20 protein-coding genes and 1 CRISPR repeat array are annotated in these 23,761 nt (G+C 54.4%); of the genes, 15 read left to right on the forward strand and 5 right to left on the reverse strand.

Features of this window, described 5'->3' with window-relative positions:
• Nucleotides 1–5 precede the first annotated feature (5 nt).
• Both IJT02_09930 and IJT02_09935 read left to right on the forward strand, forming a co-directional pair.
• Nucleotides 6–398 carry an OadG family protein gene (locus IJT02_09930; protein ID MBQ7545244.1) on the forward strand — a complete coding sequence of 131 codons (393 nt, stop codon included), beginning with the start codon at nt 6–8 and terminating at the stop codon, nt 396–398.
• Between the two features lie 25 nt (nt 399–423).
• Nucleotides 424–828, forward strand: coding sequence for a biotin/lipoyl-binding protein (locus tag IJT02_09935; GenBank protein ID MBQ7545245.1), 405 nt, complete (start codon nt 424–426; stop codon nt 826–828).
• Nucleotides 829–875: 47 nt separating this feature from the next.
• Here IJT02_09935 and IJT02_09940 read toward each other — a convergent pair whose 3' ends face one another.
• A complete protein-coding gene (locus tag IJT02_09940; protein MBQ7545246.1) occupies nt 876–1,676 on the reverse strand; it encodes a hypothetical protein in 801 nt (266 codons plus the stop codon).
• A gap of 53 nt (nt 1,677–1,729) precedes the next feature.
• Here IJT02_09940 and IJT02_09945 point away from each other — a divergent pair, with 53 nt between their 5' ends.
• Nucleotides 1,730–2,806 carry a site-specific DNA-methyltransferase gene (locus IJT02_09945; protein MBQ7545247.1) on the forward strand — a complete coding sequence of 359 codons (1,077 nt, stop codon included), beginning with the start codon at nt 1,730–1,732 and terminating at the stop codon, nt 2,804–2,806.
• On the opposite strand, the gene IJT02_09950 is transcribed toward IJT02_09945, so the two are convergent.
• From IJT02_09950 to IJT02_09965, 4 genes are read right to left on the reverse strand one after another with little or no spacing between them, the layout of a single operon-like run.
• Nucleotides 2,790–4,160: a sigma-54-dependent Fis family transcriptional regulator gene (locus IJT02_09950; protein ID MBQ7545248.1), complete on the reverse strand. Its 1,371-nt coding sequence runs from the start codon at nt 4,158–4,160 to the stop codon at nt 2,790–2,792. The two genes, IJT02_09945 and IJT02_09950, sit on opposite strands and share 17 nt — an antisense overlap.
• Entirely contained in the window at nt 4,153–5,031 is an 879-nt protein-coding gene (locus tag IJT02_09955; GenBank protein MBQ7545249.1) for a hypothetical protein, read from the reverse strand. The genes IJT02_09950 and IJT02_09955 overlap by 8 nt, the downstream gene beginning before the upstream one ends.
• Entirely contained in the window at nt 5,031–9,101 is a 4,071-nt protein-coding gene (locus tag IJT02_09960) for a hypothetical protein (protein MBQ7545250.1), read from the reverse strand. Before IJT02_09960 ends, IJT02_09955 begins: the two co-directional genes overlap by 1 nt.
• Nucleotides 9,098–11,137 (reverse strand): hypothetical protein, encoded by a 2,040-nt coding sequence (locus IJT02_09965; protein ID MBQ7545251.1) that lies wholly within the window; start codon nt 11,135–11,137, stop codon nt 9,098–9,100. The genes IJT02_09960 and IJT02_09965 overlap by 4 nt, the downstream gene beginning before the upstream one ends.
• 615 nt (nt 11,138–11,752) lie before the next feature.
• A CRISPR array of direct repeats spans nt 11,753–12,114; the repeat unit is 31 nt; unit sequence GTTACCGAACCTTCCTTAGAGGAATTGAAAC.
• A 50-nt stretch (nt 12,115–12,164) separates the two neighbouring features.
• Here IJT02_09965 and ltrA point away from each other — a divergent pair.
• From ltrA to IJT02_10025, 12 genes are all read left to right on the forward strand, one after another.
• On the forward strand, nt 12,165–13,028 hold the full coding sequence (ltrA, locus tag IJT02_09970; GenBank protein ID MBQ7545252.1) for a group II intron reverse transcriptase/maturase: 864 nt from the start codon (nt 12,165–12,167) through the stop codon (nt 13,026–13,028).
• 25 nt (nt 13,029–13,053) lie between these two features.
• Nucleotides 13,054–13,800, forward strand: coding sequence for a CRISPR-associated endoribonuclease Cas6 (gene cas6 / locus IJT02_09975; protein MBQ7545253.1), 747 nt, complete (start codon nt 13,054–13,056; stop codon nt 13,798–13,800).
• A 5-nt stretch (nt 13,801–13,805) separates the two neighbouring features.
• The gene (locus IJT02_09980; protein MBQ7545254.1) at nt 13,806–13,952 is read left to right on the forward strand and encodes a hypothetical protein; all 147 of its coding nucleotides are present in this window, start codon (nt 13,806–13,808) and stop codon (nt 13,950–13,952) included.
• Complete coding sequence (locus tag IJT02_09985; GenBank protein ID MBQ7545255.1) at nt 13,949–14,989, forward strand: CRISPR-associated protein; 1,041 nt, start codon at nt 13,949–13,951, stop codon at nt 14,987–14,989. Before IJT02_09980 ends, IJT02_09985 begins: the two co-directional genes overlap by 4 nt.
• An 88-nt stretch (nt 14,990–15,077) precedes the next feature.
• Nucleotides 15,078–16,157, forward strand: a complete 1,080-nt coding sequence (cmr1, locus tag IJT02_09990; protein ID MBQ7545256.1) for a type III-B CRISPR module RAMP protein Cmr1 — start codon at nt 15,078–15,080, stop codon at nt 16,155–16,157.
• Nucleotides 16,150–17,670, forward strand: coding sequence for a type III-B CRISPR-associated protein Cas10/Cmr2 (gene cas10 / locus IJT02_09995; protein ID MBQ7545257.1), 1,521 nt, complete (start codon nt 16,150–16,152; stop codon nt 17,668–17,670). The genes cmr1 and cas10 overlap by 8 nt, the downstream gene beginning before the upstream one ends.
• Nucleotides 17,671–17,683: 13 nt before the next feature.
• Nucleotides 17,684–18,787, forward strand: a complete 1,104-nt coding sequence (locus IJT02_10000; GenBank protein ID MBQ7545258.1) for a type III-B CRISPR module-associated protein Cmr3 — start codon at nt 17,684–17,686, stop codon at nt 18,785–18,787.
• Nucleotides 18,788–18,790: 3 nt separating this feature from the next.
• On the forward strand, nt 18,791–19,639 hold the full coding sequence (gene cmr4 / locus IJT02_10005; GenBank protein MBQ7545259.1) for a type III-B CRISPR module RAMP protein Cmr4: 849 nt from the start codon (nt 18,791–18,793) through the stop codon (nt 19,637–19,639).
• A gap of 2 nt (nt 19,640–19,641) precedes the next feature.
• Nucleotides 19,642–19,992: a type III-B CRISPR module-associated protein Cmr5 gene (locus IJT02_10010; protein MBQ7545260.1), complete on the forward strand. Its 351-nt coding sequence runs from the start codon at nt 19,642–19,644 to the stop codon at nt 19,990–19,992.
• The gene (gene cmr6, locus IJT02_10015; GenBank protein MBQ7545261.1) at nt 19,992–21,011 is read left to right on the forward strand and encodes a type III-B CRISPR module RAMP protein Cmr6; all 1,020 of its coding nucleotides are present in this window, start codon (nt 19,992–19,994) and stop codon (nt 21,009–21,011) included. The genes IJT02_10010 and cmr6 overlap by 1 nt, the downstream gene beginning before the upstream one ends.
• 101 nt (nt 21,012–21,112) lie before the next feature.
• A complete protein-coding gene (locus tag IJT02_10020; protein MBQ7545262.1) occupies nt 21,113–21,523 on the forward strand; it encodes a hypothetical protein in 411 nt (136 codons plus the stop codon).
• Nucleotides 21,481–23,739, forward strand: a complete 2,259-nt coding sequence (locus IJT02_10025) for a ThiF family adenylyltransferase (protein MBQ7545263.1) — start codon at nt 21,481–21,483, stop codon at nt 23,737–23,739. The genes IJT02_10020 and IJT02_10025 overlap by 43 nt, the downstream gene beginning before the upstream one ends.
• Nucleotides 23,740–23,761: the final 22 nt, after the last annotated feature.

The raw sequence follows: 23,761 nt of genomic DNA on the forward strand, positions 1-23,761 counted from the left end.
GGATAATGCATTTCGAGGGAATAGCAGGAGCAATTAATGTAAGCATCGTAGCATTCTCGATAGTGTTCGGAGTACTGTTAGTGCTCACGGGAGTAATCTACGGAATGAGGCTGTTCGCTGGCGGCACGGAAAAAAAAAATGATGTAGCTCCCGCCAAGCCTTCAGCCTCTCCAGCCCCCAAGCCTGTACTGACGAAGGCATCTTCTGCGGATAAAGCGAAGATTGTTGCGGCGATCACTGCGGCTATAGTGGAGTTCACGGGGAGCAGTGATTTCCGTATCCTGTCAGTTACGCCTGAGGTTCAGGGAATGAACGGCGGGGATTACTGGACGAGAAGATGGAAGGCGGCGGGAATGCTTAATCTGAACGCAAACAGGCTGACCCGCAAGTGGAACTAACAACAACGAAGGGAGAATAAGAATCGTGAGCAATAAATACAGAGTAATAGTAGACGGCACGGCCTACACTGTGGAGGTCGAGGCACTCGGGGCGGGCGCGGCTCTTCCTGCACCTGCACCGGCGGCAGCTCCTGCACCGGCAGCAGCTCCTGCGGCGGCACCTGCACCTGCACCGGCGGCTGAAGCTCCTGCGGCTCCTGCACCTGTTGCGGACGACGCAATGACGGTTACGGCACCGATGCCCGGAAAGATTCTCAGCGTCAAGGTCAACGTCGGAGACAGCGTGAACAGCGGAGACCTTGTGCTGATGCTCGAGGCCATGAAGATGGAGAACGAGGTCTTTGCGACGGCTTCAGGGAAGGTTACGGAGATCCGCGTGAAGAGCGGAGACAGCGTGAGCACCGGAGATATTCTGCTGGTTATCGCGTAACAGAGAGAGTAACTTTGTCCCTCCTGCTGAAACGATGCGGGAGGGATTTATTTGGTCTGTGAAAGGCTGAGGTTTGTGCCTGTCGGGAACAGCTCTGCCCGTAGCTGAACGTATTCAGGGCGTGATGACAACAGCCGCTCGTACAAGTTCCTCTGTTCTGTCTTGAGCCGTATCAATGCCAGCAGAATTTCCGAGCTGGTGTCAAAGTCTGGAATACTCAGCACTTCATCAGTACGATCAAGTTTGTTGCGAGCCAAATGACTACAGAGTTCTTCCCAGACATCCGGGCGTGCAAAAATCCCCGTGAATAATTCTCCATCATAAATGATGTGAATGGTTATGCCTGTGCCAGCTTCTGCCTCTGCACGTTCAAGGTAGTACTTCCTGTTCTTCCTGAGGCTGCCGTCAATGAACCACATAACCGCGTTGATTTCGCAGTCAGGGTGTTTCTCCTGCAATGCCAGATACTTTAAACGGAAGTTGTCATACTGCCCGCGCTTCTTCGTGCTGTCGTGGTCATCACGAATCTTTTGCTCAATCAGGTAAACCGCTCTTCCTTTCCTGAAAAGCTGGTCTGCCTCGAGGTTATTCGATATGTGCTTATCAAGGTTCTCATAACCCATTTCGGATATATACCACGTGATTAAGTCTTCCATGAAGTCGCCGAACTTTATTTCTCTGCTCTGCGTAACATTCTGGATTAGTTTTGTTTTGGCGTTGCTGACACGGAATATTCCCGTGTATCTCTGAGGATTCCTTATGACCGTTATAAGCAGTTCGTAGCAGAAATCATCATCAGACTTGATTTTAGCGTTAAGTTCATCAGCAAAGTCTTCGTAATTCTTCATGATGCTAAAATTATAGCAACACTTTCATTAATTTTACGAGGAGGTTTTCATTAATGTGCGATACAATCATTAACGGCGAAACCATCAGCGAGATGCAACAGCTACCCGACCAGTACGTAGACCTGATATTCGCCGACCCTCCTTACTTCATGCAGACCAGCGGCATCCTTAACAGACCCGAAGGCTCGGAGTTTCAGGGCTGCTCGGACGACTGGGACAAGTTCGCCTCCCTCGCGGACTACGCAGACTTCTCCAGAAAGTGGCTTGCAGAATGCCGCAGACTCCTCAAACCCTCCGGCTCAATCTGGGTCATAGGCTCTATGCAGTGCATCTACACTCTCGGAAGCGTAATGCAGGAGCTCGGTTTCTGGTTCATCAACGACATAATATGGCAGAAGTCAAACCCAGTCCCGAACTTCAGAGGTTCACGGCTCAACAACAGCCACGAGACTCTAATCTGGGCAGTCAGGGACAAGTTCTCCCGCTACACCTTCAACTACAAGACAGCCAAGCACCTCAACGGCGGAAAACAGCTTGGCTCAGTGTGGACGTTCCCTGTCTGTGCTGGAAGAGAGAGGCTCAAAGGCTCAGACGGGAAAAAGCTCCACAGCACCCAGAAGCCCCAAGCCCTGCTGGAACGCATAATCGCAATCTCATCACGTTTGGGGGATGTCGTGCTAGATCCTTTCGGCGGAACAATGACCACCGCGGCGGCGGCCAAGAAACTCGGGCGCAGGTACATCATGATAGAGAGAGAGAAACTCTACTGCGAACACGGAGAAAGACGGCTCAATGCAGTAAGCTTTGAGGACTCGGAGATTGCCCGCGCAGACTTCGACCTCAAACCTATGCGCGTAACTCTGTCGGAGATGATTGACGCGGGAGCTTTCACTGTCGGAGAATCTTTCTGCCTCAAGGACGGGACTCCGTGCGCACAGCTCAGAGAAGACGGAAAATTGATGTATCACGGTGAAGTTCTCGACATCCACACCTGCGCGGCACAGGCAAAGAATCTCAAGGCCTCGCGCGTCAACGGCTTCGACGTGTGGCACGTAATCAGAGACGGCGAAATTATCAGCATCTCGTCAATCCGCGAGGAACTAAGGGCATCCCTCACGCCAAATGCCTGACGCAGATACACCTGCTCCCTTCAGAATACGCTTTGTTCACAGCCTGCGACAGACAGAACCGCAATTCCCTGAAGTTTCCCGGAAAGTCCTTGCCCTCTATGTACTCTATCGCATCAAGGCTTATCCTCTCAGCTCTGCGCTTCCCGTCCGGCGAAGCAGGGTTAATCCTCGCATCCTGCAGCACCATGCTGATTAACAGACGTATATCCTGCTTCCTCTCGCGCAGTGCAGGTATCTCTATCACGTGCTCAAACCTGTTCACTATGTCCTTCCTGAATGACGGATCGTGCCTAACATCCCTGTTCGTCGCGGCTATCAGTATGCACGGAACGCAAACCGGCCTGTCCATTCCGCGCGGCAGAACGTTTCCATTGTCCATGTATGTCAGAAGGCGCGTCTGAATCTCCGCATCCATGTCCCCAATCTCGTCCAGAAACACAACTTCACCGCAATGTTCTATGAATATTCCCAGCCTGTCAGTTATTGAGCCGGTGTACGAACCTTTCACCGAACCGAACAGAACCGCATCAACAGAGTCTTTAGTGTAGGAGGCAATGTTTATCTTCGTAAGGGGACGGTTGTGCATTATCACGCTTGCGGCGGCTGTGGCAAGGAGAGTTTTTCCGCACCCTGTCTCTCCGAGTATCAGCATTGACGGCACGCGGGCATTTTTCCCGAAACCGAAGCCGGAGAGTTCCGAGAGACGCTCGGACATCGTGCTGCTCCTGAAGTGCTGCGAGCGTACCTTGCGGAGTTCGGGCGTGTCTATGTCGAGGACGGCATCCTTGTACCGCCGGGCCATCAGCTGCATTGACGGCGAAGAAAACAGGCTGACGAAATCAGTACTGCACCCAGAGTCCAGCTTTGCCTTCCAGTCTGTGGGCTTGGACAAATCTTCCTCGTGAAGCCCGGCCTTCTTCCTCAGCACCTGACGAAGAATCTTCTTGAACACTCCGGCAAATTCACCGAAGTCCTCAGGGTCTCTGCCCTCACCTAACAGCTTGGCCAGCCTGAAGACTCCCATAACGTTGAACACAGGGTTCATCAAGACATTGTTTATATCACTGCTCCAAACGTCGGAAGATAGGATTATCAGTGCTGGCACGGGCTGCATGGACTCTTTCTCGGCGGGACTTATCCACTTGAAGCTGTTGTGCGACGGGTCGCCTATTATCAGGTCTGCTTCCGTTATGTCCGACTTCCTGATTTTCCCGCTGAACGCAAAAAATTCCTGCTTCCCTCCGGCCTTCAGACCCTCCAGAATCTCACCCAGTAATGCCTTGAACTGTCGGCGTTCCTCAACCTGCGCGCTCATGTCATACGCGTAGCACACCCTCACATCAATATCATTCATGACTGCCCTCCTGCTGTTTCTCGAGCCACTTCTTCCAGCCCCCGAGCCTCTTGCGCTGCATTACTGTCGGATCATCGTTGTACGAGAAATTTACGGTTTTGATGCCTAATCCCCGCCCGCGTGATTTCCTGCGGCCGTCGTCTTCTGCGTCGTCCTCGCGTCCGAAGTTCTTTGCGCAGAAAGTGTTGATATTGCGGGCAAACTCACGCAAGCCTTCAGGAAGCCATTTCTTGCAGTTCCGCCAGTCCAACGGATTCGGTTCGGGGTGATGCTCGAGCTCGCGGGACAGCCACAGATACTCCAAGTGTTCAGGCAGAGGGATTGAGCCTCCTTCCGGCTGTTTGCCCTTGCCCCTTCCCGCACGGAATTTCCCCAGCGGCAGAACCTGCCCCCCGCAGACTATTCCGACCGTCTTAAGGGTGTCCATCCATCCGCCGCCTTCATCATCCTGCGTGAAGAATCCCCGAAGGCTCAGCAGTAATTCTTCCGGCTTCCGGCCGGGAAACTCGCGCGACAAGAACCCCAGCAATAACTGAAGCCTTCTCCTGAGGTATTCGCGCGGAGGGAGCTTCGAGCTTGGCCGGTAGTACAGGGCTGACCACAATATCTGGTCTCCGCAAAGCATCCAGATCGGGATTACTGACTTGCGCCGGAAATCTTCATTGTCATTTCCGGTTTCGTCGTCAGAATGATATTCGTCCTCGTAGTCTGTCGGGTCTTCCGGCTCAAAATCTATGTCGTCCTCAGGGTCAAGTTCCGGCTGTTCAAGTGCTGTGTTGTCCGGCATGTAATCTGTCCCGCCGAACGATAAACGCTCAATGTTGCCGGTACGTTCGCGTTCTGTCTGTGAATGCGTAAGAATTTCCGGCATTACTCATCTCCTCCTTCCCACAGAAGACGGCTCTTTATGCCTGACAAGTCATCACTCTTCGCACCTTTGCGCAATGACCGCAGAAGCAGCGATACCCTCTCGCCCGCAAGTTCGGACAAGAACCCTGTATCCTGCTTTGTGTACGCCGCCTCAACCTCGAAATGTATAAGTGCCTGCTTCATGTTAGACGAACGGCAGAGAATAGCAGTGATTGTGTCGCTGAGAGTGTGCTTCTTCATCAGGACACCCTGCACCTGCTTCACCGTAACTTCATCCGGCGTGCTTCCTCCGACATCGTGAAATTTCTTCATTGCGAGCTGAGTGCCTCTCTCGCCGATTGCCTGTGCCGCAGTCAGCCCCGCCGCAAAACCTTCACGCACCGGCCCTGGCCTTCTGTACGGCCTTCCTGCAACATCAGCACCGTAACACGCCGAGCACACGTGCCCTCTTCTGCGTTCCTTGCAGGTCAGCGGCGAACGAACTATCACGGTCTCCCCCGCCTTCAGCCTCTCGGTTACAGCCTCAACGTCAAGGCACTCACTCTCTCCGGCCAAGACTCTGCCCCACAAGACGCGTGGAAAATCAGCTTCAGGCATTGCGACTCCGTCAACGTACAGCTTTCCGTCCTTGTACGAGACCTCAAGCCCCTTCTTTGTCCCGCAGTCAGGAATGCTCACGGTGTATTCGTAGAGCTTTTCTGCTAGAAGACGGGAGAGATACCCAGCCTCAGCAACGGATAACTTCTTCTGTGCCATCGAGTAGCGCGACGGGTAGCTGTACATGAACAGTTCATCATCGCTCAAGCCCTCCCAGAGGTTACCGGCTATGTATTCCTTCTTGAAGCTGTCCTTGTCGTCAATGCTCAGCCCGTCCTTGTCCGTGTCGGGCTCGTCCTTCATCATGCTTATTTTGCCTATAGGGCTTGCCGTCCTCTCGCAGTCCATAGGGCTTAACGTCGCCGCACCGTAGGACTCCCGCATCACTTGTGCCTGAAGCTCCTGCAGTGTTCTGCTCCTCTCCTCGAAGCTCAGAGGTGCTATATCGCTCAGTACTTCATCCAGGTGTTCAGAGAACTTCCCCGTACCCTTCCAGCCCAGCGCAATGTCTTTGCCGGAAGCCAGCGCAGGTTCGCCTGTTCCTACGAGACCGGGATTATTGATGACCGAGAAGGGGCGCAAGTCCTTAGCGTCGTCATACGGAGGCAGAAAGACAGCCATTGTGTCGCCGTCAAAGTCCGCGTTGAAGCCCGGCGTAACCATCGGAGGAATGCCTATTACTGGAAATTCCCAGCACCTTAACCTGAAGGACTGTACGCTGTGGCGGTGAAGGCTGGGCTGACGTATCATGAAGCACCACAGCTCCCCCTCAGCACTTTTCAGGAACTCGTCAAACTCTCCCGCCAAGTTACGGGCTTCGTCTCTGCGTTCGTCGTAATCGTTGAAGATTCTTCTGAGCGCGTCAAAATCCCGTACTCTCTCGGGAAGTCTGCATACATAGTTAAAACTGTAGCCGTCAAGAAGCTCGATTAACATTGCGGCTGGGATAAATGCTTCATGAAGCATCAATGACGGTTCAGGGACAATTACTGCTCTCCCTGAATGGTCATAACGCCGCCTAGCAAAATAACTTCTCGGCAGTCCGTTTTTGCCCGAAACAATCTTCATCAAACCTTCATGATAATCCGCGAGAGCTTTTGCCCTCCTGAAATCTGAACCGTTCATGCAGAACTGCAGGAGAAGCCTCGACATGTCCCAGCCCCTGATTATGTCGGGTTCAGCGTGAATGCTGCCGTCAGGGTTGAAGAAACACTCATCCTTCAGGACAGCGTCAAGCCTTCGTGCCGTGTGCCCGTCCTTGAGCCTGCTGCGTATGTCTTCCGCCAATGCCCTGCACGAGATTTCACCGTCCTTCTTGCCGGATTTTATGCGTATGCAGAAGGGCTCGCTCCCATCACGGACTGATGCCCATTCCACCGGCTCGCGTTTGAGCCCCGCATCATCCTCATCATTGCGCGCACGGAACTCAAGCCCCGAGTCTGTCTCCGTCATGATTACGCCCAGAGAACGCAGGGTTTTTCTGAGGAGCTCCCGAGTCGTAGCGAAATTCCCGGTGTAATTCCTGCGCATGTCAGAGAGGATTTCTCCCGCACCATGACTCAGAAGAGACCAGTTCTCCATCTCGCCCATCCGCTGCCCGGTCAACGCTCCGCACTGCAGGGGCTGGCCGGTTAGAGAGCTGTACGGGACATCCCTTCCGCCGCGAGCCTGCAGCTTCTTCCACGCGTGATGGTGAAGACGGCAGAAGTACTGCCACCCCGCGAAAGCCTTTGTGTCTTCGTGCCCCTCACGCGTAACCTTGAACAGCCCGGACTCGTCGCACCCTGTTTCCGCGAGAAACTCACCGAGACGTTCACGGAAGCCCGGTATTTTGTCAAGAGGCTCATTCTTTATGTCTATGTCCTCATCATCAAGAAACTCCTCCAGCTCCGCGCCACCTTTAAGTGCGAGCAGTGAATGTATCATCTCCCAGATCTGCCCGAGATTCTTTCGGCCAATCACCGACGCAGGAGAGATAATCAGCTCGGCGGGCAAAACTTCATCCTTGAAGTGAACATGAGGCATAAGCTCATCAGGAAGTATCTTCGTAACAACTCCCTTGTTGCCGTTCCTGCCGGTAAGTTTGTCGCCGAGCCCCATTCGCCGGACAACGCGGAAATTCCACGACACGGACAGTTCTGCTTCGTAGCTCTTTGCGTCCTTGTCGCTTCTGCCCGAGTCTCCTGTTATTGTGCACTTCACCTTCACGCTCTCGAGGATGCCGGGCGAGTGATGCCGGTATCTTTCCCGCCACTCCAGCTGCCTGCCGTCGCGGTAAAACTTCACGCGCGGTTCAGGGAGAAGGTCGCCGTAAATGCACTTTCTGCCCCCAGCGTCTCCGAACAGTCCGGCCAAGTCCTGAGCTTCAAGGTCAGTTATGCCAGCCTCCTCCAGCTCCTGCTTCATCAGCACAACGTCGAAGACGCGCGAATACCTGTAATGTCCTTCAGGGATGCACAGCCTTTCAGCGAGCGATTCGGAGATGACTATTCCATCTTCGTACGTGTACCCGTCGAACGGCATAATCACCGTCAGAGCGTTCAAGCCGAGATAGGGGAAAAACCTTCCCGCCTTCTTGTTCCTGTTGAACACGGGAAAACCGCTCATCGCTTCGCCCTCATAACATCCCGGCACTATCGGGGCTTCTGCTCCAGCTGTTCCTGTTTCTGCCTGCTTCATGTTCTTGCCGCCCATCATGAGACGCGGGCCGTCCGTGTGGTTCGGGTAAGGTATCAGCCCCACAGCCGCAGAGAGCATAGCCCTTCCCGCGCGGATTGTACCTTCACTTATCGAGGCATCGGCAGCAAGCGTGAGCTGAAGTCCTGTACGTTTGGACTCGGGAGTCTGGAAGGGGCATAACCTGTTTCTGTGCGATTTATGCGGGATTCTGAGGCGGCCTAATGTTCTTGCGGGCCAGTCTATGAGAACCTGACGTTTGGCTTCGAGTTCAAGCAGAGGGTTAGCGTCCTCGCTTGGGGCATCCGGCGCAAAACCTGCGGACTTCCGTGCTCGTGCGCTGGTGAAAAACGCGTTCAGCCCTGCTTCAAGCCTAATGAAGTTATCGAGCGTGCATTCTCCTGATGCCTTGATGTCCTCCGCAAAACGTTTCCACTTCTCGCAGACATCACGAAGCCACGAAGACCCCGCGAAGCTGCCTTCAGCGTCAAGGTCAGGGGACAGATTCAGAGCATGATTGCCGGGCGCGAACTCGGGACGGCGGAAGATGCTTCCTGCGGTGTACGTCCTTCCGCTCAGTGCGTCCCTGACGATGCACGAATTTCCGTCGCTCTCAGGCAGAAGCCACCGTAGCAGTAACTTATCCTCCGTGCCGTACTTGGCCGCAAGACCGGCGAACTCCTGCCCCGCAAGCTCAAGCACAAGAAGCGTACTCCCTCCGTCCGTCGAAAAACTAATCTCCCTTGCGTCAATACCTGATGCTTTCCGAACAACTGCTATAACCTCATCAATATTCATGCTCTGCCTCCTACAGGTTCTGCGAGAAACTCAGGGAAGCCCCGCAGTACTTCTTTCACCGCCTCGTACTCCTTTCTGATGTCATCAGATATGCTCAAAGCTGCTTCTGTGTAACCATCTACTTCATCATTCGGAAAAACGTTAATAGTGATTGTGTTATCTTTCTCATTCATTGAAGGCAGGACGAACCTTATGCACTTGTGCTTGCTGAAATGATTATGCTGCTCTTTCTTGAACGCAAGACGATTCGCGAGGGACAACGCCATAAATTTAGGGAGTGCCTCAGCCTGTACCTTCCTCCATGTACGATGCTCCTCCTTAAGTTCCGTCAATCCCGCAAACACATCCTCATAAATCCCGCTGATTTCTCCTTCTGCGTCGAGCACCCTGATTTTCTCCCTGAGTCCGGCGGGCAGAAAACGCATGAACCCTTCAAGCTCAGCGCGTACCATTCTTGCTTCGTCAGCACTCCGTTTGTTCCTGTAGTCCAGATACTCGGGGCTTATGACTCTGTCTGACTGAACGTCGCACCCGTCAAGAATCCTGAGCAGTGCCGTAACCCACAGTAGCTTCTGCACGTCCTCCGCACCTTCTGCTCTGTCCTGAAGAGGCCTCAAAGTCTCCGTGAACTTCTCCTCTCCGAACAGCAGATAACCAGCCTGAACTATGCGCTTCTTCGGGGACGATGTTTCGCCGCCCGCGAGCACGGTGTAGCCTCTGTGATGCGCGGCAATGAGGGGCACGAAACGTTCAAGGACTTCACGCTTCGGGTTTCTCTCTCCGAAGTAACGTTCTGGAGTTCTCCCCAAAACTTCACCCGTCAGAAGGTGATGGAGCTCTCTCACTGCTGAGGGGAACAGTCCGAGCGGGAAGATGTCTGCGCGTTCAATGCTGTCATCAGGAGCTAGAACTGGATAAGACAGCGCGGTGTGTCCTATGTCGTGAAGGTATATCGACGCTATGAGCAGGGCTAAGGGCTTCGGGTCATCGCGTGTGAAACCTATATCCTGCATTCTGTCTCCTGCACAGCGGAAAAGGCTTGCGGCGAGTTCCATTAGACGCTTTGAGTGCCGACGGCTGTGCTCTACTGTTTCGGGTATCTGGTCTCCTAGCCAGAGATTGGCCCAGTTCTTCACCAAAAGATTTTGGAGGTAGTCTGCCCATTCGTCTCCGTCCCGGCATTCACGCAGACGGTTGAAGAGGTATTCTCCTGTGCCGTAGGGTTTTACGCGGGCTTGATTGTAGCTGTCGAGGAGTGCTCCGGCTAACTGCTTGGAGTCCTTTACCCACTGCGGGAGTGCCTCTGTGTTGGGGGCGGCGTTGCTGTGAATGGCTTTGAGCATGTTGATTTCCTCGTCCATTCTGGCATAGGCATAACCCAGAGGGAGGCTCATAACCTCGTATGCTTCCGAAAATTTCTTCTCAAACGAGTACAGGCACGGCAGAGAATGAAGCTGAGCATAGAGCATCGCGAACCCCGCAACGGACTTGAAGCCGCCTGTTGAGCAGATGATGACTTCGCGGCCTTTGCTGCCTTCACGTTCTATAAGCTCGTCGAACTTCCCGAATAGGTTTGCAACGGTAGAGAGGAAGTCTTCTCTGTTGTCGACAAGAAGAGGCAGGGGGATTGTTTCTCCGTCGATGAGGGTGATATTGCTGTAGAGTGGGTGAAGGTGCTCGAGACACAGGAGGGTAACTTTGGCGGTGAAGATTGAGTCTTCTACCTGCGACGGAAGCATAATCACTTTCAGGCGGTCAATGTCATGAGCTTTGTCCTTGAGCCAGCGCAGTATGGTCTGTAATTCCGCGCTCGGGAAGAACTGCGAGCCCCCGAAGTTCGCATCATTCATTGCGTCATGATGTCCCTGCGGGTCAGACATGAGCTCGATCATCGGGACTCTTTCGCCGTCTTTGCCGGGAATGCTGAGGATAGCCTGAAGGATTGATGCATCATCCTTTTCGTCGAGAGACTTGCAGCTTTTGAGGTAGGATGCTGAAGTCCCGGTAGTACATATCATGAGAATATCTCTGCCCATTAAGCTGGCACTTCCTTAACTGTAATGTGTAATGGATATGTGTATTGTACCTTAAAACGCATTTATTTGCATTTTCACCAAAACTTCCAGTAATTTTTACGGAAGCTGAAATCAAGGAGGAATGATGAATGAAGATGCTGGAGAGCGGCGGTCTGATGACGGGTGGGGATGACGGCGGGCTTGGCGATATTATTGCTGAGCTGGTGAAGATTATCATCAAGTGGTAGGGAGGAGGAGTCTGGATGATGGGGATTAGGGTTGTGCGTGTGATTAATGATTGTGATGTTCTGGGCTGTGAGGCTGAGAGGACGAGGGAGAAGCGTCGGGGAGGTGGGAGGTCAAAAGAAGTCAGGGAAGCCTGAGGAGGTCGACTCCTCAAAAGTCAATTTTACGATGCAGACGTGGTGAGGGTTTAGGTGGTGTTTGGGGACTACGTATTGACCAATGCGCAGAACTGCTGAGCGAGGAATTGAGTTTTTCTCGAGAGCGACTCACGGTGTGCCGGAAGAGGTTTGCGGGAATGGTGCGGGTTTATGGATTTGGCGATGAAGAGATTGCGTAATTCGTGCAAGAGTGCTAAAATCACGAACACAGTAACGGGGCAGGGTGCGAAGAGTTACCGAACCTTCCTTAGAGGAATTGAAACCATGTCACGGAAACTGTTGGCGCGCAAGCACTTTGTCGTTACCGAACCTTCCTTAGAGGAATTGAAACTGATCTTCTCGACTGCTGGCTTGTCGAACTGCTCGAGTTACCGAACCTTCCTTAGAGGAATTGAAACTCGTTGCGTCGACAACGACCTCACTCCTACAATGTTACCGAACCTTCCTTAGAGGAATTGAAACCAGACGTTTGGCTGCCCTTCTGCGTACTTTGTACGGTTACCGAACCTTCCTTAGAGGAATTGAAACTCCGCGTCCACGACGATCTCGCTCTTGCAGTACATGTTACCGAACCTTCCTTAGAGGAATACTTACATTCTCTTGCTATTTCCCAACACATAACACAACATCAAGGAGGCATCCCCTTGCTCGAGCTCATTATGTCCCCAGACAACCTCAATGCCGCCTTCGCCAAAGTCTCCCGCAACAAAGGCGCACGCGGCATCGACAACATGACCACCCGGCAGCTCTTCTCCTTCCTCCGCACACACGGAGAACAACTCCGATACTCCGTCCTCTCCGGCACGTACTCACCTCAGCCCCTCAGGTACGTCCAAATCCCCAAGCCTGACGGCGGCACTAGGACGCTCGGCATTCCCACAGCAACAGACAGGCTCATTCAGCGCGCAATCGTTCAGGTTCTTATGCCCCTCTACGAACCCGCATTCTCCGACAACAGCTTCGGCTACAGACCCGCAAGGAACATTCAGGACGCAGTAGCACGATGCCTCGACTACCTCAATGCAGGGTACGTCTGGGCGGCAGATATGGACATCGAGAAGTTCTTTGACAGCGTAGACAGAGGCAGACTCCTGCAGATTCTCAGCAGGGATATTCGCGACGAACGCCTAATCTCCCTCATCGCGGACTGCATAAATTCTCCCCTCCTCAAAGACGGAAGGCTCATCCGCACCAGCACGGGAATACCTCAGGGCGGACCTCTCTCCCCCTTCCTCGCCAACATCATGCTTAACGAGCTTGATTGCGAGCTCATCAGGCGGGGCGAAAACTTCGTGCGCTATGCTGATGACATGCTCATATTCTGCCGCAGTGAAGCATCAGCCTGGCAGGCCTTAAAGCACATTTTGCCGTTCCTCGAAGGAGATTTGACCCTCCGCATCAACGAGGCCAAGACCTTAATCACTCACGCGGGCAGGATGAAATTTCTGGGCTACAGATTCCGTTGTGTATCCGGCGGATGGATGGGGTATAATACTCGCATCCCATAAGCATATTTCACGGAGGAGCAAAGCAATGCATATAACTTTCTGGTTCACTTCGCGGACAGAAAAATTCATGCGCCTTCCCTCTGCTAACCTTCATTTGTTCCAGTCCGTTCTGTATTCACTCCTCCCGCCGGAAGAAGCAGCGTACCTCCACGATGAGGGCTATGATTCTGACGGCAGAACGTTCAAGATGTTCGCTATGGGATGGCCGGCAGCTGATTCACGTCCGACTTTCGGCGACAGAACTGCACTCTTCCCCCTTCCTGTACGGCTCACCGTTTCAACTCCTCATGATAGCCTGATACAGGGCTTCACGTCCTGCGCACTTGGCCGCGAAGATATACGTGTGGGGAATAATCACGTTCTCTGTTCGAAGCTCGAGACCGAACGCTATACGGCAGGAAGTACACGCATAACAGTACGCACGCTTTCACCGATAACCTGCTACATATCTGCGGAGAAAGACGGACGGCGTTACACGGAATATCTTTCGCCGAATCAGCCGGAGTTTCAGGAGGGCATTCACGCAAACCTTCTGCGTAAGTTCAGCATACTGTACCCGGAACGCGAAGCACCCGCCGGAGACTTTAGGATAACTCCTCTCGGTGAACCCAAGCGCAGAGTCTCGATGTATGACCGTGAAAGCTCGTTCCCCATCAAAGGCTGGTGGGGAAAGTTCAGGCTTGAGGGTGATGAAGAGTTATTGCAGGTTGCATTAGACTGCGGGCTCGGCGCAAAGAACAGCGGAGGATGGGGCTGTATAGTTAAGGAGTGATGGCAATGAAGCCCCGTGTGAAGAATGATTCTTGGGTATACACGGCCTCAAAGACTAAAACGCGCAGAAAGGTTAAGCGTCTCTCCAGCAAGCGTCATCGTCAGGGAGACGCAAAGCACATACAGACAGAAAGCGAGATGATTACTCAGTGAGGACACTTACGGTTTCGACATGCGGAACAAGTACGCTCACGAACGGAGAGAGTCCGGCGGACAAAAAATTTCTCTACGACAAGGCTGACTGCAGGAAGGAAGATTTCACGCCCGAAGAACTCTCGAGAGTAGATGGCATAGTTTCGGCAAAGCTGGACAAGATGCTTAATGCTTCGATTGACGAGACGCGCGGACTCTCCGCAGAACTTAACGGCTTCGTAGGCTTCTACGGCGGCGGCGCAGGACTCGACGACGCAAAGCAGGATGAACACTACCTCATTCACACGGATACGTATCTGGGGCACTCTGCAGCCGAACTTCTGCGTTTGTGGGCAGAGAACAAGGGAATCACCATGAACCTCGTACCCGTTGAGGATCTCAGAATCGGCAACGTTGAAGAGTTCCAGATGGGCATCAATAACCTCGTTCAGTGGTGCGCGGACACAATTCCCGGCTACAGGTCGCAGGGTTACAGGGTTATCTTCAACCCCATCGGCGGCTTCAAGGCTCTGCAGGGCTACATGCAGACGCTGGGGATGTTTTACGCCGACGAAACTATATACATCTTCGAGACGAGCAACGAGCTTCTGAGAATCCCCAGAATCCCCGCAGACTTCAACGCGCAGGCCCGGCAGTCCGTGCTCGACAACTTCGGGAAGTTCAGGCTGATGCAGAAAGAACCGCTTGACCGTTCGGAGTGCGCAGGAATCCCCGAGACTCTGCTGGACATTCTTGACGGCAGATGTTCGCTGTCGGCGTGGGGAAGGGTAATCTTCGAGGACGTACAGCACAGCGCATACAGCGGGGGAGTGCTTGAGCCTCTCTCTGAACGCATAGTGATAACGCAGAAGGTGTACGACATCGCAAAGTTCATGATGCCTGACAGGATTATGCGTCTTAATCAGGCAGTCGACAAGCTCTCGAGGCAGATCGACAAGGGAGAGTTCCTCAGGAGCTGCAATTTCCGTCCGCTCATCGACAACCCGCGTCCTCCGTCGACTCATGAGTTCAACCTCTGGCCCGACATGGGAGGCTAGCGGGGTTTCTGCCACTGGGAGGGAAATAATCTCGTCATTGATGATATAGACATGGGGATAGGGCACAAGTAGAAGGGAGGGCTTAATCTTGCGGAGCATTACAGCAAGGCTCGACAAGAAGCACATAAGCGCATCACCCCCGACAGTTTCAGCAGCAAGCAGACCATTCACAGACACATTCACACTAGAGACAATAACACCAATGACCGGCGGAGGCTATGAGGCCGGGCATGTTGACCGCGCACGTCCCGTGAGAGTTCCGGCGATTCGCGGACACTTGCGGTACTGGTTCAGGATGCTCGGGCTCGACGGAGAAGCTGAGCTCTTCGGCAGCACGGACAAGGCGGGGAAAATTTCTGCTGACGTTCCGGCATTCGTACTTCCGCCGGAGAGTCCTCCGCAGTATACGCCTTCATCACTTGAGGGCTATGCGCTGTTCCCCGTCTTGAAGACGATGAATGAAGCAGTGTTCAGCAAGGGGCTGAAGTTCAGGCTGTCCCTGACGTACCCCGAAGAGTACACGCGCAAGGTACGTCTTGCTGTGTCGGCGTGGGTGTATTTCGGCGGAATAGGAGCAAGGACACGCAGAGGTTGCGGCTCGCTCAGGTGCGTTGATGGAGCATTATTGCCCCTCTCGGAAGTCATGAAGTGCTGTACCGGCATCACGCTCTGGACTAAGAAGGCTGACGCAAAAACCGCGTGGACTGGGGCTCTGAAGAGTTACAGAGCTTACAGGAAGGGAACGGGCGACATGCGCGAAGCATCACAGTGGCCGGAAGCACGATCCATCAAGGATGTGAAGAATCACCGCACAGACCGGCTGTTAGCTCCGAAGGCCGCGCTCGGTATGCCCATAAACTTCGACAAGTTCGGCGTAATTCTCGGCACACGCGACAGCCGCGACAAGGACAATCCCGGCAGAATGGCCAGCCCCGTCATCACTAAGGCACTCCGTACGTCCGAAGGCTGGTTCTCGGCGGTGATATTCCTGCCCGTAACTGACGAGGTCTTCACGAAGCCTCTGAAGGCTAAGGGGCTTACTGGAGCTGACATTCCCGACAGGCGCGGGGCAATCTACAGCAGCATTCCGCCGATGAAGGGAGAACTTGACGCAATATCCGGCTTCGTAACGCACATAGACAGGGAGGGTTACAAGAAATATGAGTGATTACCTTCTCGAAATATCGATAGGGCCTGTTCAGGAGTTCATAGCTTCTGCAAGAAGGATGCGCGACCTCTGGTTCGGCTCAATGATGCTCTCTGAACTCGCCAAAGCAGCCGCACTCTCTGTGATGGAAAACGGAGGAACGCTGATTTTCCCCAGCGTAACGGACAAGAAGGAGCTTGCCCCTAACTCTCCGCTGAGCGTCGCTAACGTAATTCTTGCGGAGTTCACGGGCGAGCACGACTTCAGGGAGATTGCGCGTCTTGCTCGTGAAGCGGCGGTGAAGAGGCTGAAAGTTTTTGCTGAGGGAACGTTCAGGAGGATGCAGGGCTGGATAGACTGGACGAGATGGAACAGCCAGATTAACGACATCATAGAGTTCTACAGCGCGTGGACACCCATTGTGAACGGGAATTACTACGAGGCCCGCCACAACGTCGCCCGTCTCTTGGCCGCGAGGAAGAACATTCGGAACTTTGCGCCTACCCCCTGCCCCGCTCCTGTCCCTAAGAGTTCGCTTGACGGACTGCGTGAGAGCGTGTTCAGGCACAGGCTCAACGAAGCTGACATCGCGAACATTGAGGCCGTAACGGGAGACATCAGGATAAAGCGCGGTGAATCCCTCGACGCAATCGGACTCATCAAGCGCGTACCCGGCAAGGACGATGAGCGTTTCATGCCCGTATCTGATGCGGCAATTGATTCTGGGCAGGACGGTGAACACTATGTGGCGTTCATATGTGCTGACGGAGACAGGATGGGTGCGGCACTCGGCAGGATGACGACTGCGGACGAGCACAGGAAGTTTTCGCGGGACTTGTCGGGTTTCGCAGGGAAGGCACGTGAAGTTGTTAGTGATTTCGGCGGTCAGTGCATCTACACAGGCGGAGACGACGTTATGGCCTTCATAGCACTGAATAAGGCTATGCCCTGCGTCCGCGAGCTTCATGAACTGTTCGGCAGGATTATGGGAGGTTACGGAGCTTCACTGTCCGTCGGACTGTCGGTTGCTCACGCCAAAGAAGACCTGTCGCAGCTGCTGCAGTGGGGAAGGGACGCTGAGACTGCGGCCAAGAAGGGAGCAGACGGCAAGGCAGACGAGAGGGGCGAAGACCGGGACGGGCTTGCTGTGTCGATAAAGTCCAGAGGCAGCGAAGGTTTCACAGTGCGTGAACAGTGGAAGCCGCAAGCAGGAGACGGCGCAGAACTTTCCGCAATGTCCCTCGACGAACGGCTGATGTGGTTTGCGGACAGGTTCACGCGCGAGCAGATACCCGCAAAGTTCCCCTACGAACTCAGGGAAAACGCGGCCTTCTATGACAACTGGGAAGCAGGAGACGCGCTGAAGACAGCGGTAACTTCTGACGTTATGAGGATATTCCGGCGCAAGGATATATCACTGTCCGACGAGGACAAGAAGCTCGTGAACAGCTACATAGCCTTCAAGGTACACGATGCCGAATCAATGAGGCTCTTTGCGGACGAGCTGATTGCGGCGGAATGGCTGTGCCAGTAGAGGAGGGAGAAGCATGAAGTACAGGATAACGCCGTTTGAGCCTCTCATAATGAGGGATGCGCGTCCGTTCGGTGCGGGAAGCCGTATGCATTCGCTCTCGTGGATTCCGCAGACAGCCTCAGCCGGAGCAGTGAGAGCCGTCCTCTGGAAGTCCTCCGCAAACCCGGACACGTCTGCGCTGCGGCGAGTGAGGGTTCAGGGAGCGTTTCCGCTGTTCAAGGGAGATATGTATTTTCCTCGACCGCTTGATATTGTAGTGAGCAAGGGTGAAATCTTCAGGCTCAGGCCTCTCGACATGAAGAAATTCCCCGAAGGTTCGGGAGCAGATATGCCGCTTGAAGGATTAATGCCCTGTGCTCTGGATAAAGACGGAGAGTTCAAGCCCGACAAGCTCAAAGCCTTCTGGAGCCGCAAACTCATAACCGAATGGCTCAACGACAGAAAGGATTTTACGCTTGATGAATCGGAGACGCTCTCAGCACCTGCACGTGATGAACGTACTCACGCAAGCATAATCCCAGAAACCGGCGCGGCGGGTAATGACTCCGCTGACGGACGGCTCTTCACGACGACAGGGCTTGACTTCCTGCACAATGACGGCGGGCTCTCTCTCGGACAGTTGAGCATCGACATAGGCACTGACGCTCTGCCGGAAAAGTTCACAGCACCTTTAGGCGGAGAAAGACGGCTTGCGGGCTTCACGCGCTGTGATGAGGATAATGCGTTGTGGTCATACCCTGAAGGTCTCCCGCAAACTTACGCTATCAATGAAACCTTCAGGCTCGTGCTCGCGACACCGGCAATCTTCGCGCAGGGCTGGCTTCCGGGCTGGCTGACTCTCGGGGATCTCTCGGGAGAGTTTCCCGGCACAAGGGCAAAGGTTCAGCTTCTCTCGGCGGTAACTGACCGCTGGCAGGCAGTCTCGGGCTGGGATTACGAGAAGGGAGAGCATAAGCCAATGAGGAGGGCAGTACCTGCGGGGAGCGTGTACTTCTTCAAGGTGCTTGAAGGTGAAATCCGCGCGTCGGATGTGTGGTTAAAGTCCGTGTGCGATGACATTCAGGACATTAATGACGGGTTCGGGCTTGGCCTGACTGGAAGATTAGGAGGGGTTTGAGGGATGGAAATTCGTTATTGGATTCATGCGGTTACGCCGATTCATGTCGGAAGCGGAAGAGGCATCGGCTATATAGATTTGCCGGTAGCTCGGGAAAAAGTTACGGACTGGCCTTATATTCCCGGCTCGAGCATCAAGGGAATAATGGCGGATCACTTTGACGCGTCGGAGAAGAACAGGACGACTCCCGAAAAGATTGCGGCGTTCGGTGCAGGAGGAGATGATGCGGCACTTGCGGGCTCTCTGGTCTTCACGGACGCAAATATTTTCTGCATGCCGGTACGGAGCTTCTACGGTACTTTTGCGTGGGTAACCTCTCCTTTCTGCCTTGAACGTCTCGGAATGGGCATCACCTTTGACGAGCCCCTCGCGCTCTATGAAGCCGTAATGCCGGAAGAGTCGTTGCTTGCCGGAGAGGAGACTACAATATACCTCGAAGATATTGACCTTGACGCGAAGACGAGCAGTGCAGTGGGAGACCTTGCGCGCAGGGTTTCGGCCTCCGTGTTCGAGGGCAAAGAGGCATGGCGCGGGATGTTCTGTGAACGCTTCGTGATTGTCAGCGATGATGTGTTCACGTTCCTCTGCAAGTCTGGTACTGAGGTCAACGCTCGCATAAAGATTGACCCCGAGACCGGGACTGCGGCGGGTAAAGCTCTGTGGTACGAGGAAGCTCTGCCGGTCGAGACTCTGCTGGCGGGGCGCGTGTGGTGCGACAAGGTTTACGGCGGAAAGTTCACGCCGGATGAACTCATCAAGGCTTTCTGCTCCGAACCGCTCACCCTTCAGGTCGGAGGCAAGGCATCGACGGGGAAGGGAATTGCACGGTGCATCTTTGAGGACGGTGAATAATCATGCCTATAATCACTAACGAGCAGAAAATGTCTCAGGAGGCGTTCGCCCGAATCTCGGAGCGCAGTACTCAGGACAGCTTCAAGGAGTACAAGAGCTTTGCGCTGTCTTTCCCGTCAATGATACACACGTGCGGGCTCGTTCAGGCGGTATCATTTGCGCAGGCCAAGAAGAGGAAGGATTACCTTGAAGACATCAACGCAGTTTTTGCGAAGGCAGACAGTTCCTGCCCTCTCGAGACAGAGAGCCGCCGTGCAGAACTCAACGACTACATGAGGATGACGCTTCACGCGCTTAGTGCTGCGTCGTGGCTGAAGCGTTATTGTCAGGCAACGGGAGGAGGAGATGACTAGTGAGGAGCTGCCGCAAAAAACTTGACGGGCTTGCGCTGGAGAATGGTGCTAATGCCTCGCTGATTATGTCGCGTTACGTCAAGGAGCTCTACGTCAAGGGAATGCAGGGCGAATCATCAACGCGTGTACAAGAACTGCGTGTTGCCCTGTTCGAGGCAATGAAGAAGGCGGCACTCAAAGCAGCCCCTCTCTACACGGAAGCCTTCACGAGCAGGCGTGAGGTCTTGGCAGAAACAGTAACATTCCAGCGCGCAAAGACTATACAGCCGCTGATTGCCGGTCTGGGTTCGTCTAATGTCCTCGAGACAGGCTTAACCCTCAATCCGACGTACGGGATTCCGATGCTGCCCGGCTCGTCCATCAAGGGCATAACAGCACATTACGCCGCAGGAGTGATTGAGCCCGAGCTGTACGGCCTGCTGTTCGGACATTCCGACGACAAGGAGCAGGAGGCAGGGTTCATCAGGTTCTATGATGCGTGGCTTGTGCCCGAGAGCATAAAGGGGGCGTTGAAGCACGACGTTATGACTCCTCATCACAGCGGGCAGGATGTGCCTTCGGACTTCGACGAGCCTGTACCTGTTCGGTTTCTGCATGTCAGTGGAACATTCGAGATAGGGATAGCCTGTGAAGACCCTGACCCCAAAACGCGGGAAGAGTGGGCTGATTTCGTGTTCATACTTATCTGCGAGGCACTGAAGAATTACGGCATAGGGGGCAAAACGCGTTCCGGCTATGGCAGAATGGAGCTTGAGCTTACGAAGAGACAGAAGGAACTCCTCACGAAGCAGAACGCCGGAGGCAAAACGTCTTCAGAGGACGCGCCGAAGAAAGTCCGTGTGCTCTGCAGGAAGCTCAAGAAGAACGGCAAGCCTGACTGCGTAATCATCGGAGACACCAGCGGAATGTCAGTGCGCTGGGAGACAGTCCCTTCTGTAGGCAAGGGTGATGAATTTGATGCCGAAATCGTCAGGGTAGAGCCCGCCAACAACGCCTACATACTCAGGAAAATAGATTAACCCTTCACACTCAACTCAATAAATGCCCTGCTCGTTGTCCAGCGGGGCAATTTTTCACCGATAACCCAACTAAATATTACGGAAAGGAGGCGCATAAGTTTATGAACTCTGAGGCTCGCACCCGTCTCACCAGCGAGATTAACACTATGTCTAACCGTTTCCCGCAGTTCAAGCTGTTCGAGGGGGACGGAACTTATCCCTTTGCCCCGCGCGGAACTACCTTCTGGGGCGGCCGTCTCACCACCAACTTCAACACTGAATACAGCGTCGCGGCAGTTTACCCCCCGAATTACCCTCATGGACAGATCAAGGCCTACGTCCTCGAACTCATGAACACCAGCACCCCTCACAAGTACGTAGATGGTCATCTTTGCCTGTACTCGAACGATCACGGGGGCGGCGGAGAGGGAGTCGATGCGGGCACGACTGCGGCGGCTGTGATTGCGTGGTCTGCGGCGTGGCTCAACGCGTGGGAGGTCTACAAGCGTTCGGGAACTTGGCCCGGCAGGTAGCTATGGGACATGGGCGGCAGATAGTGCACCTGTACTGCGACGCGTCTTACTCCTGCAGAACCGGTGCAGGTGGAATCGCCGTAGTTGTTCCGTCGTGGTGCGCAAGACCTCCGCACGTTGCGGGCATCAGGACGTTCCGCGACGGGAAGCACACGGTGTACTGTGCACACTGCATGTGTTCGGACAGCAGGGACGCAGAGAAGCGGGCTCTGGGGCTTGCAGTTCTCGCGGCCTGCGAAATTCTGAAAGCTCATAACGGAATCAGGACAGAGATTCTCTCGGACTGTCTTCCGCTTCTGGACAGCATAACCCTCAACGCGGAATTAGACCCGATAATCTCGGCAGTATCTCATCTCAGACAGACAGCAGGAATAATCATCAGCAAGATAAAGGCTCACAACGGAAGCGCAGGCAACGAACTGGCTGACAAGTGGGCGAAGTATTCACGGCACAAAGCAGAGGAGGAATTACACACAATGAGGATGCCTTACAGGGACAGCACCAGCGGCGGCGTAAATCCCCGCATGAACAGCGGAACTCGCTCTAACCCTTTCGACGGGGCGGCAGAGATGGACATCAGGAGTCTCACTGAGCGCGTGCTCAATGACGAGAACAATATCGGCTACGTAACTTCTGAGGGCAAGGTGATGCCGCGCAACATGGCTTTCAGATCCGGCAGCAGGAACGGCACGGAGCTGGTCAAGAAGCGCGTGTGGGGCTGTGAGGACTCTCCTGTAGAGATCGTGTATTCCGACGAGGCACTTGCACGGATTGCCGCCGAGTCCATGAACTCCCCTGACCGTGAGACCGGCGGAGCACTCATCGGGAGCTGGCAGAGAGACTCTGACGGTTTCATCACCGTGAACGTCGAGCGTGCCACCGGGCCGGGAACTGAGGCGGTCAGGAGCGCGGGGATGTTTTCGCCGCACATGGAGTATTACCGTTCGCGGGTTGACTGGTACAGGGAGACGGAGGGCTGGGACTATCTCGGCGAGTGGCACAAGCACCCGGGAGACTTCGACTCTCTCAGCGGAACGGACATTAACACCGCGAGGGGAATTATCAGCACGGAGGGCTGGCCTATGCTCCTTCTGCCCATCGTGAACAGAACCGCAGGAGGTTTCGTGATGGAGAACAACCTCATTCTTTCCCCCCAGCTCGGAGGCGGAATCCTCAGCCATACCGGCACTGTAGAACTCTCCGAGCCCCCCGGCGAGAAGCCGGACGTAACCGCGTACCTCAGCATGAGCGACGTTGATGACTTCCTTGCGTCGGGGGAGGACAGCCGGATTATTCGCGGAACGTACAACAAGAACGAGAGCTATATCTTTCTCGACACGCCCGGCATCAAGAACTCTGCGGCCAAGTTCATGAAGGACAGCGGAGAAAACCTCCCTGTGTGCGGAATTGAGGGGGTGCTTACGGTTATTGTCGGCACGGAGGGCGTGAGGTGCTGGCATTCCTGCGAGGGAGAGATTCAGGCGGTGAAGAGCGTAATCATTGACCCCGAGAACAGCATTTACGAGCGCAACGCCGGGCTTACCGAGACGACGGAGCTCAGGGACAAGACCATTACGCTTATCGGGTGCGGGAGTCTGGGTGCGACTATGGCACTCTCGCTTGCCCGTGCGGGAGCGGGACACTTCAGGCTGTTCGACCCCGACAGGCTCAGCCCCGTGAACATTGCGCGCCATCAGGCCGGACTCGTGCATCTCGGACGCAACAAGGCCTGCGTTGTCAGAGACCTGATTCTTGGACTGAACCCCTCGCTTGACGCTGAGGCCTTCCCGTACGACATCGTGAACAGCGAGGAGGGCTACAACGAGTTCATGAGGTGCGCGGGAGAGAGCAGCATCATCGTCTGCACTACGGACACGGACGACTCTAGGATGCTCGTGAATGATTATGCCGTCAAGAACGGAATCAAGGCAGTACAGGCGGGGCTTCACGAGCGCGCGGCTTCGGGAATTGTGCACGTGTACGAGCCCGACTCTGAGGAGGCCTGCTTTGCCTGCCACAGGAACACCATTCTTAGCGAGTCGGGAAAGCGCAACGAGACTGTAGCCTACAGCGAGGCTGCGGACGTTAGGGACTTGACGATTCAGCCCGGGCTTTCCGCACAGATTAACGTAGTCGCGGAGACTGCGGCACTTAGGACGATTGATGCGCTCATGGGACGTAGGAGCCTTCCGAGCCTGACGGTGATATACTATTGACGACGAGGGCGATGAGGGGAGT

This window comes from Synergistaceae bacterium (assembly GCA_017450125.1).
Classification (GTDB): Bacteria; Synergistota; Synergistia; order Synergistales; family Aminobacteriaceae; genus JAFUXM01.